The organism is Phycisphaeraceae bacterium (genome assembly GCA_040222855.1).
Classification (GTDB): Bacteria; Planctomycetota; Phycisphaerae; order Phycisphaerales; family Phycisphaeraceae; genus Mucisphaera.
In genome coordinates, this window is the sequence record JAVKCD010000003.1 from 690,743 (window position 1) to 700,918 (window position 10,176).

10 protein-coding genes and 1 tRNA gene are annotated in these 10,176 nt (G+C 61.2%); 8 read left to right on the forward strand and 3 right to left on the reverse strand.

What is annotated here, in order from left to right; genetic code table 11:
• Positions 1-169 precede the first annotated feature (169 nt).
• Positions 170-242 (reverse strand) — tRNA-Thr (locus tag RIG82_03145).
• Between the two features lie 258 nt (positions 243-500).
• Between RIG82_03145 and RIG82_03150 the strand changes: the two genes are divergently transcribed.
• From RIG82_03150 to RIG82_03165, 4 genes are all read left to right on the forward strand, one after another.
• Entirely contained in the window at positions 501-1,388 is an 888-nt protein-coding gene (locus RIG82_03150) for a hypothetical protein (GenBank protein MEQ9459937.1), read from the forward strand.
• A gap of 84 nt (positions 1,389-1,472) precedes the next feature.
• Entirely contained in the window at positions 1,473-1,673 is a 201-nt protein-coding gene (locus RIG82_03155) for a NifU family protein (protein MEQ9459938.1), read from the forward strand.
• Between the two features lie 226 nt (positions 1,674-1,899).
• Positions 1,900-2,121, forward strand: coding sequence for a carbon storage regulator (locus RIG82_03160; protein ID MEQ9459939.1), 222 nt, complete (start codon positions 1,900-1,902; stop codon positions 2,119-2,121).
• A gap of 48 nt (positions 2,122-2,169) precedes the next feature.
• Positions 2,170-2,913 carry an HNH endonuclease gene (locus tag RIG82_03165; GenBank protein ID MEQ9459940.1) on the forward strand — a complete coding sequence of 248 codons (744 nt, stop codon included), beginning with the start codon at positions 2,170-2,172 and terminating at the stop codon, positions 2,911-2,913.
• A gap of 226 nt (positions 2,914-3,139) precedes the next feature.
• Here the strand turns inward: RIG82_03165 and RIG82_03170 are convergent, their stop codons facing one another.
• Both RIG82_03170 and mtnP read right to left on the reverse strand, forming a co-directional pair.
• On the reverse strand, positions 3,140-3,973 hold the full coding sequence (locus RIG82_03170) for a hypothetical protein (GenBank protein MEQ9459941.1): 834 nt from the start codon (positions 3,971-3,973) through the stop codon (positions 3,140-3,142).
• Positions 3,974-4,101: 128 nt separating this feature from the next.
• Positions 4,102-4,986 (reverse strand): S-methyl-5'-thioadenosine phosphorylase, encoded by an 885-nt coding sequence (gene mtnP / locus RIG82_03175; GenBank protein ID MEQ9459942.1) that lies wholly within the window; start codon positions 4,984-4,986, stop codon positions 4,102-4,104.
• A gap of 94 nt (positions 4,987-5,080) precedes the next feature.
• Here mtnP and RIG82_03180 point away from each other — a divergent pair, with 94 nt between their 5' ends.
• The 4 genes from RIG82_03180 to RIG82_03195 all read left to right on the forward strand — a co-directional run.
• Entirely contained in the window at positions 5,081-5,647 is a 567-nt protein-coding gene (locus tag RIG82_03180; GenBank protein MEQ9459943.1) for a sigma-70 family RNA polymerase sigma factor, read from the forward strand.
• A 155-nt stretch (positions 5,648-5,802) separates the two neighbouring features.
• Entirely contained in the window at positions 5,803-6,813 is a 1,011-nt protein-coding gene (locus RIG82_03185; GenBank protein ID MEQ9459944.1) for a hypothetical protein, read from the forward strand.
• 365 nt (positions 6,814-7,178) lie between these two features.
• On the forward strand, positions 7,179-9,029 hold the full coding sequence (gene ilvB / locus RIG82_03190; GenBank protein MEQ9459945.1) for a biosynthetic-type acetolactate synthase large subunit: 1,851 nt from the start codon (positions 7,179-7,181) through the stop codon (positions 9,027-9,029).
• 286 nt (positions 9,030-9,315) lie between these two features.
• Positions 9,316-10,176 (forward strand): hypothetical protein (locus RIG82_03195; GenBank protein ID MEQ9459946.1); only part of this gene is annotated, 861 nt, incomplete at its 3' end.

Genomic DNA, 10,176 nt, shown 5'->3' on the forward strand with positions numbered 1-10,176 from the left:
CGCGTGGCATGGGACCTTGAATATCCCGAAACTGGTTCGCTATCAGAGCCTGAGGTCTCGGGGGTGCCTCGGGCTCCACCGGCACGGTGCCGGTGTGTGTCACAGTGCGTGTTATACGCTCTTGTCTGCCGTCGAGTCGGACACCCAGTGGCGGCCGACTCTTCGGTGAAGCCACCCATGGGACTCGAACCCACGACCTCACCCTTACCAAGGGTGTGCTCTACCAACTGAGCTAGGGTGGCGTCTGCCTGCGGGTCGGGGTGAACCGTCCCGTTTTTATGGCATCGGCCCGAGTCGGGTTCGACTCGACCAACACTCGGTTTTTCAGGGATTTATGGACGATGTCGTGCGGAACAATCAGCCGACACCGAACACCCTGCCGAGCATCGGAATCCGAAAGACTAACGCTGGCCTGAGGGGTCGTCAAACGGTTGGTGCGGTGTGTGGGAAGGTTGGGAAGGGTTCTCGGACGGGTTGGGGATTGGTTGTATCATGCGGCCATGGTGTGCAGGTGCGGCGAGCTTGGGGCGGGTGGTGTTGGGGGTGGATTTTGGTTGGTGGGGTTGTGCGCATGGTTGTTTCTGGCGGTTTTTATGGTGGGGGAGGTTGTCGCGGGGGCGGTGATCAGTGAGTGGTATCCAGCGCATGAATCAGGGGCTGGATCGTGGCCAGCGATGGTTGAGGTGGATGGGTTGGCGGAGGCGCAAGTCTATGATTTACTGATGGTTAACGCGAGTGACAACGTGGCGGATCGGGGGTTGGTGTTGGGGGTGGCGCGGGTGGAGCGTGGTTTGGGGGCGGGTCGGGTGCTGCTGGCGGATGATGGGGTGGGTGAGGCGTGGTTGACGTTGGGGGCGACGCGTCCGCCGGAGTCGGAGGCGTTGCCGCTGGGACCTGGCTGGCGGCCACAAGTCCCTGTCACGGTGATGCTTATTGAGGGGGACTCGGGCTTGTCGCGGTGGTCGGTGTTGGGTCCGGAGCGGCTGGATGACCCGGTTTGGCGGGCGATGGTGGTGGATTCGATCACGTTGACGGCGGGTGAGGCTGAGAGCGGTGGGCGGCGTGGTGGAGGCGGGGGTGTGGGGGGCGCGGGGGGTGTTACGCCTGTGTTGGGCGGTTTGGAGGGGTCTGTGCTGACCGTGCCTGGTGGTTTTGGGGCGGTTTTGGCGTCGAATCCGGCCGAACTCGTCAATCAAACGTGGTATTCGGGGGTTATTCAAGGGGGCTTTGTGCGCACGGAGGAGGGGTTGGCGCGGCCGTCGCCGGGGCGGCCGAATCCGGCACTGGTGACGCTGCCCGAGCCATCGGGGGTGGTGAGTTTGTTGATGGGCGGGTTGATGTTGGGTGCGCGAGGGCGTCGCAGGCGGGTACAATCATATCGAGACTGATTCTCAGCCTGAACTTTTTTCAGGGTAGGAGTGATTGTGCCGAGCCAAGCCGAGAGCAGCCTATTTGAGCGGGTGTCGGCGGTGATGGACCAGATCCGTCCGTCGATCCAATCGGATGGCGGGGATGTGGAGTTGGTGGAGGTGTCGTCGGAGGGTGAAGTGCGGGTGCGTCTGCATGGGGCGTGTGTGGGGTGTCCGTCGAGTTCGATGACGCTCCGGGACGGGATTGAGGCGAGTTTGAAGCAGCATGTGCCGGGGGTGACCGGTGTTTCGCAGGTCCCGTAAGTCTTGATGCTGAAAGAATCGGTGGCGGCAGTGAGCCCTCGACCCGATAGACCTTGAGCCCCCCCCCCGCCCCGCCCCCGCTCCCCCCGCATTGAGTTGCGAGGGTGCTGATGGTTGGGTGGGGAGCGTGCGTGTCGCTTGTGCGATGTGTTGCGGAGGGTGTTTGTGGGGAGGGGGTCGGGCAGTGAGGCCCGGCTCGATTGGCCGCCACACGGAGTCCAGGCCCATGCTTGCATTAACCCGACGCGCCGGCGAAGAGGTGGTCATTGGCGACCCGAAGAACCCGTTGGGGGTGATTCGGGTGGTGGACATTCATGGCGACAAGGTGCGGCTGGCGTTTGATTTTCCGCGGGAGACTCAGGTGAACCGGCGAGAGCTGGCGGATCAGAAGGCGCGGGGCGAGGAGCCGAAGGGGAATGGTGGTGGTGGGGAGAAGCGGGCGGGGTAGGGGTTCGTAACGTGCTGGATCTGATTCTGCGGGATAGCCTGGCCTGCTATGTCAGCTGGACCAGGACAAGCATGGACGCGGGAACAAACGCTAGCCGCGTTATCTCTGTATTGCCAGATTCCATTTGGGAAGATGCACCATCGCAATGCATCGGTGATCGCGCTTGCCTCCCGCCTAGGGCGAACGCCGTCATCGGTTGCGTTCAGATTGGTCAATCTGGCGAGTCTCGACCCGGAGCATCATGAGCGAGGTGTGCGAGGCATGTCGAATGCGTCGGCGATGGATCGCCAGGTATGGTCGGATTACTACGGAAGATGGGATGAACTAGCGGAAGCTGCGAACACGACAGGTGACGAGCTGACCGAAAGTGAGTGCTTCAACGTCGTGACGGAGGCTGAATCCACCGTGAAGAGTCGTCGCGGTCAAGCATTCTTTCGGCGCGCGGTGCTGTCTGCGTATGAAGGTGCGTGCTGTGTGACAGGCATTCATGCTGGCGAGTTATTGAGGGCGAGTCATATTGTTCCATGGTCGCAAAACCACGAGCATCGGCTCGATCCAAGAAATGGCATAGCCCTGAATGCGTTGCATGACGCGTGCTTTGACCGAGGCCTTTTGACGTTTGATCAAAAGCTGCGGTTAGTCGTGGGTCGCGGCTTGAAGGACTATGTTCCGAATGGCGTTTATGACTCATTCTTTGGTCGGTTTCAGGGAGAGATGATGCGGCTACCCCTTCGGTTTCGGCCACATGATGAGTTTCTTGACTATCACCGCACGCGTATTTTTGAAGAATAGTCGGCGACAACCGCGAGCCCTCGATGGGCGAAAAGAATACACCCTTCCGTAAGGTTCGATGACACCGAACTTGATGGTCTCCCGAAGTTAGTTCTGATCTCGTTTCGCGCTTGGGTTGGGTGTTGGGGGTGGGCAGGTCGTGAGGTGCTGGGGGTGGGGTGGCAAGGAGGAGATAGACGGGGTCGAGAGGGTGTTGTCTGGCTTATGGTGGTGGGGGGTGGTTGGATCAGGCGGGGTATCGTCGGGTGAGGGCGAGTCCGCCGAGGGTCAGGAGGGCGGCGGATGCGGGTTCGGGGACGGGGAAGCCGGCGAGTTGGTAGACGAGTCCGCTTCGTTGGGTGATCCAGGCTTCGCCACGGGCGTTGTCGAAGGCGATGCCGGTGAGGTCGAGGTTGACGGTGGGGGAGATGAGGGTGAGGTCGAAGTCCTGGACGAAGTCGCCTGAGGTGGTGAGGACGCGGGTCTGCTCGATGACGTCGGTGACGATCTGGAGGTTGCCGTCGGCGTCGACGTCGATGTCGCCATAGAAGACATCGAGAGCGGGGGCACCTGCGGGGGTGACGGGGAAGTTGTTGACCTGGGAGCCATCGGCGGGGCTGAAGGCGCGGACGATGTCGGAGTCCCAGTCGATCGAGTAGATGAGGTCATCGGCGGGGTTGTAGGTGATGCCGACGGTCTGGTCGTTGCCGATGGTGAGGGTGGCGAGCACGGTGCCGTCGGCTGGATTGAGGGCGTAGACGGTGTCGGGGTTCTGATCGCCATCGACCAGGAGCATGGAGCCGGCGGGGATGCTGACGCCATTGAGGCTCATGGAGGTGTCGACGATGTCGATGTCGAAGTCGTCGGTTGATCCGCCTGGGTGGGGGATGGTGCGGAGGGGATTACCGGAGCGGTCGAAGACCTGGATGACGTTATCGAAGTCATCGAAGACGAAGACTTCGTCGTTGCCATAAGCGATTCCGATGGGGTTGTTCCCCAGGGCGTCGAATGAGGAGAGGATCTGGGCGTGGGATGCGGTGGTGATGGCGAGTGTGATGGTGATGGCTGACAGCAGCTTCATGCTTGTCTCTCTTTCTCGGTATACCCAGATTCACGCGTCGTGGGGATTACGATCGGTACGAACTATACGCCGGGTCGTAGGGTGGGCAACTATATTTCGGGTTGGGAACTGGTTGGTGACTGGCGTTACTAGAAGTGTCGTCCCCAGAGGGTGTGGAGCCGTTGGATTTCGTCGGCGTTGATTTTGGATTTGTCGGACCAGATGCCGAGGTCGAGGGCGTGGTGGGCGGGGGAGGGTTGGTCGGCGAGGGGTTGGGGGTTGCGGAGGGCTTCGCGTATGAGGGTGAGGGAGGCGGCGGTGGCTTTCTGGAGGTTGCCGATGATTTCCTGGAGGAGATCTTGTGGTGCGTGGTTTGGGGTGTGGGGTCGCCAGGAGTCGTAGTCGGTGGGGAGGGCGACGAGGGCGTAGGCGATTTCGGCTTCGCGGGCGAGTTTGGCTTCGGGCATGACGGTCATGCCGATCAAGTCCCCCCCCCACATGCGGTGGAGGTGGGATTCGGCGCGGGTTGAGAAAGCGGGTCCTTCCATGCAGATGTAGGTGCCGTTGGGTGTGACGCGGATGTTGTCGAGTTGGGTTGCGGTGTTGATGAGCCATTGGCGCATGACCGGGCAGAAGGGATCGGCGAACTCGACGTGGACGGCGGCTTGTTCGTAGAAGGTGTTGGGTCGTTTGTGGGTTTTGTCGATGATCTGGTCGGGGATCATGAGGTCGCCTGGGGCGACGGATTCGCGGAGGGATCCGACGGCGCCGGAGGCGACGATGTGGGTGACGCCTAGGGCTTTGAGCGCGAAGATGTTGGCGCGGTAGGGGACGGTGGAGGGGTTGTAGAGGTGTCCGGGCCCGTGTCGTTGGAGGAGGAAGACGGGGGTACCGGACCAGGTGGTTTCGGTGATGGGTCCGGAGGGTTTGCCGAAGGGTGTGTCGGGGAGGTGGGTGGTGCCGGATTCGGAGTTGAGGGCTTCGCCGAGGCCGGACCCGCCTATGACGGCGAGTTTGAGGGTGTTGTTGTTCATGGTGGTGATGTTAACGGCTTGGTGGTGGGGTCAGGGGGTTGTGGGTCACTTAGTATGATGGGCTTCCGCGATGATGCGGGCGTGAGGTGTGCTGTTGGACCGCGAGGCATTTCGAGAGCTGGCATTGGGGGAGATGGACTCGCTGTATCGGATGGCGATGAGTCTGTCGCGTCATCCTGACGAGGCGTCGGACCTGGTGCAGGAGACGTATCTGAAGGCGCTCAAGGCGGAGGGTCGTTTTGAGTTGCGTGAGCAGGGGATTCGGCCGTGGTTGTTTAAGATTCTGCACAACAACTTCTATACGCGTGTGGGTAAGCGGAAGCGAGAGCCGACGATCGCGGATGATCTGGAGCCTCGGGCGGCGGCGAGCACGCTGGCGGAGGATCAGCCGGCATGGGACCTGGAGCATCTGGACTGGGAGCAGGTGGACGATCGGTTGAAGCGTGCGATTGAGGAGCTGCCTGAGGCTTATCGTGAGGTGTTGTTGTTGTCGGCGGTGGAGGGTTTGAAGTATCGGGAGGTGGCGGAGGTGCTGGATATTCCGTTGGGGACGGTGATGAGTCGGCTTTATCGGACGCGGGGGATTCTGACGGGTTCGCTGGCTGAGTTGGCGGCGGAGCATGGGATGGGGAAGCGGGATGAGGAGCGTGAAGATGGGTAATCGAGCGTTGGGTCCGCGGGATTATCTTTTGTTTGGCGGGAAGGAAATGGGGGTCTGGTGTGTTGATTCGATGTGTCCGGGTTTGGGGATGGGAGGCGTTGTGCGGCCGATGATGGTCTGGGTTGAAGTCGAAAAGCGGGTGGGAGCTGAACACGATGGCTGATCTAGAGCACAAACTGGCGTTGATGGCGTACGCGGACGGCGAGTTGGATGTCGAGCAGACGATCCGGCTGCTGGGCGTGGAGGGGTTGTGCGCTGAGGATCGGGAGTCGGTTGCGGTGCAGGAGCGGCTCCGGCGGGCGTGTCGGGATTGCATGTGTCAGGCGTCGGGGAAGGCCCCGCCTGCGCCAGCTGAGTTGCGGGCTTGCATTGAGGCGGCGTTGGCGGCGGAGGGGTCGGGCGGTGATAGCGGGGGTTGGCAACGTGATCAAGGTGGGGTTTTGGCGGTGATTGGTCGTTGGGCTCCGTCGGCGGTGGCGGCGTTGTTTTTGTTGGGGTCGCTGGCGGTGTGGACCTTGATGCTGTCGCCTGGGGGTGACGAGCGTGATGTGTTGTTGGCTGGGGGCGTGTCGGGGGCGAGGTTGGCGGGGGGTTCGCTGGTGCTGCCTGTGTCGAACGGGCTGAATGCGTTTGCGGCGCAGCATGGGGCTTGTGCGAAGGATTCGTCGAAGATCATGCGTCAGGTGGTGCTGCCGAAGGAGGTGATGGCGTTGCCTGGGGCGTTGCATGAGTATTTCGGGGATTCGTTTGATCAGACGCTGCCTATGGATTTGAGTGTGATGGGGTTCCGGTTCGAGCAGGCGGGGAACTGCACGGTTGCCGGTGAGGGATCGATTCATGTGCTGTACAAGCCTGTGGCGGGTGCTGGGTCGCCTGAGACGGGGTTGAGTCTTTGGATTAGTCCTACGGCGGGTCCGATTGCGGGTGAGTTGGCGGAGGGGGTGCTGTATTCGGCGAGCAGTGGGGATGGGAAGCCGATTTTTCTGTGGCGAGCGTCGGGGTTGAGCTACTTTTTGGTGGGCGATCAGCCGGTGGCGACGCGGGCGGCGGCGGCGATCTTGTGTCCGGGTGCTGGGGGTGTGGGGGGGCCTGGAGCGGCGATGCCTGGGAAGGTGATGGGGTCTGAGGGCATGATGCCTCAGGCGATGCCGGAGGAGGCGGAGTGAGGCTGGGGGGCTGGGGGGCTGGTGGGCGGGGTGTGGTTGAGATCTGACGCAAAAAAGAGTTGAACGGGGTGGGTGGAGCGTGGTATTGTTGGGAGATGCAAGAAGGCCGAACGGATATCGTGCGCGTGGTCGTGGCTGGCGTCATCGTTAGCTGAGCGGATGACCCGCACCCCACCCCCTCATCCCCCGCTTTCGTGCCCTGCTTGAGTTATTGATGACTGCTGCCGGGTGATTTGAGGGGTATGGTTCCTGCTCTTTTGTTGTTTGGATAGCTTGCTGACTTATTTATTCTGACACCTCTCCCTGCCGTCTGTTTTGGCCATGAGCCTGATGTTGGTGGGGCTTTGATTCCTGGAGTGCTGGTTATGACGCTTACAAACTCGGACTTGAATGCATCTCAGATCACCCATTTTGGCCAGCATGGCCCGACGACGGATCGGTTTGTGGGTAGGACGGGGGCGCAGATTTTCCACGATCTGATGGCGGAGCATGGGGTTGAGGTGATTTTCGGTTATCCGGGCGGAGCGATTCTGCCTGTTTTTGACGCGATTTTTGAGAGTGACCAGTTCAAGTTTATTTTGACGCGGCACGAACAGGGTGCGGGTCACATGGCGGAGGGTTATGCGCGGGTGACGGGGAAGCCGGGTGTGGTGCTGGTGACGTCGGGTCCCGGGGCGACCAATACGGTGACGCCGCTGCAGGACGCGTTGATGGACGGGACGCCACTGATTGTGTTTGCGGGTCAGGTGGCGACAGGTGCGATCGGGACGGATGCGTTCCAGGAAGCGGACATGACGGGGATCACTCGGGCGTGCACGAAGTGGAACACGCTGGTGAAGCGGGTGGAGGACATTCCGCGGGCGATTAATACGGCGTTTCATATTGCGATGAGTGGTCGTCCGGGGCCGGTGTTTGTGGACCTGCCGAAGGACGTGACGGCGTCGATTCTGCAGGGGCCATGTCATGCGGACCCGTATCTGCCTGGTTATCACATTCGTGAGGCGGGGACGTCATCGGAGATTGAGCGAGCGGCGGAGCTGATTAATCGGGCCGAGAAGCCTGTGTTTTATGTGGGTCAGGGGGCGATTCTGTCGGGTGCGACGGCTGTGCTTCGGCAGTGTGTGGAGAAGGCTGGGATCCCGGTGACGACGACGTTGCAGGGGCTGGGGGCGTTTGATGAGCGTGATGATCTGTCGCTGCACATGCTGGGGATGCACGGGTCGGCTTATGCGAACTGGGCGATGCGGGATGCGGACGTGATTGTCTCGGTGGGTGCTCGGTTTGATGACCGGGTGACGGGGAAGATCGCGGCGTTTGCGCCGGGTGCGCGGGCGGCGGAGCGTGAGGGTCGTGGCGGGATCATTCACTTTGATATTGCGCCGGAGCAGATTAACAAGGCGGTTCCGGTGACGATCGGGGTGGAGGGCGATGCGCGGAAGAATCTGGAGTTGTTGCTGCCGTTGCTGGAGGGGAAGGATCGTTCGGCGTGGCAGGCGCAGTGCCGGGCGTGGAAGAAGGAGCAACCGTTTGCTTTTGGGCATGATGAGCGTGAGTATCATCTGAAGCCGCAGGCGGTGATTCAGGAGTTGAACAAGCAGACGGGTGGCGAGGCGATCATCACGACGGGGGTGGGTCAGCACCAGATGTGGGCGGCGCAGTTTTATGACTACCGGACGCCTCGGCAGTGGCTGACGTCGGGCGGGTTGGGGACGATGGGTTTCGGGGTGCCGTCGTCGGTGGGTGCGGCGATGGGCGAGCAGATCATGGCCGAGCGTGAGGGTCGGGCGATGCGGCATGTGGTGAATATTGATGGGGACGGGTCGTTTTCGATGACGGCGATGGAGATGGTGACGGCGGCGCAGTATGGGATCAAGGCGAAGACGATCATTTTGAACAATGATTTTCAGGGGATGGTGAAGCAGTGGCAGGATTTGTTTTATGAGGAGCGGTACAGCCACACGGAGATGCACAACCCTGATTTCGTGGCGTTGACGGACGCGATGAACTGCAAGGGGTTCCGTGTGACGAAGCTGGCGGACCTGCCTGCGGTGATGGAGGCGTTTTTGGCGCATGATGGTCCGGCGGTGCTGGATGCGATGGTGGAGAAGCACGAGCACGTGTACCCGATGATCCCGGCGGGCAAGACGGTGGACGACATGGTGCTGGGCCCGGCGGATGGCGCGGGTGGGGGTTGTGAGGTGAAGGGGCCGCGGTAGGGACGGGGGGAGGCTGGATTTTTGCCAGGGGTGTTGTGTGGGCGGTGTTGTTGCGCGCTGGTGGTGTCAATGCTTAAGTGAGTGTGCTTAGTGATTGATCCTATCCGGCAAGATGCTTAGGGGAAAGATCGTCTTGTGTGGCTTTAGGCGGGTTGTAGTCTTATGTGAAGTCGGGGGAATAAGGGGGATTGAAAAGGGAATCAACTTCACGTGGGAGAGTCGTTCCAGCGGTTGTATCCGCGCGGTCTCCTGCGCCATCGAACAAGGGTTCGAGGAGAGGCAAGTCATGCGAGTTTCCAAGTTTCTTTTGGCGTCGGCGGCGGGTTGCGTTGCTTTCTCGGGGACGGTGCGGGCTGATTCGGTCTCAGATGTGATGTTCAACCTAGCTGCTATCAACGGCTACGTTGGCGTGCCCGCGATGTATGACTTCAATGACATCAGCATTTCGAGTGATCTGACGCCGGGCACACCGGTCCTGGCAGGCGATGTGATTGAGGGTGTGTTTACGATCGGATCGGTTTCGCTGGATACGCCTGGCGGGACATTCATTGATTCCATCGATCTTTCGACACGCGATGTTGAGTTGTTTGGCCGGTTCACGCTGACGATCGGGACGGTCTCGCCGACTCTGATCACGACAACCGTTGCCAGCTTTGAGCTGTACGAGGACGATCGGGCAGACGGCATCCGTGATGTGACGGTTCCTACCGGTCTAACGGGTACGGCGGGTTACAACAGTGCGTCCTGGGGAGGCGGGGCTGGTATCGGCACCAGCATCCAGGGTGGCTCTCTGTTCGCGGCGCTGGATATTCTGTCTGGTGGCAGCTACAGCCTGATCCCGCTGCCGAACACGGACCTGTCGATCATTCCGAATCTGGATATCGCGGGCGGCACGATCCTGAGCCCGAGTCTTGGGGTAACGGGTCGCGTCGGTGGCACGGGCACGGTCAGTGCGACCTCGGTGCCGGGTGAGTTCACGGATAGAGCGAGCTTCTCGTTCAACGCGACGGTTCTGCCCAGCCCGTCTGCCGCAGCGAGCGGCCTGGTGTTGGCTGGTCTAGCCTTCGCACGGCGTCGTCGCGTTGAACGAGAAGCTCGCTCTATCCGTGAACTCACCCGGCACCGAGGTCGCACTGACCGTGCCCGT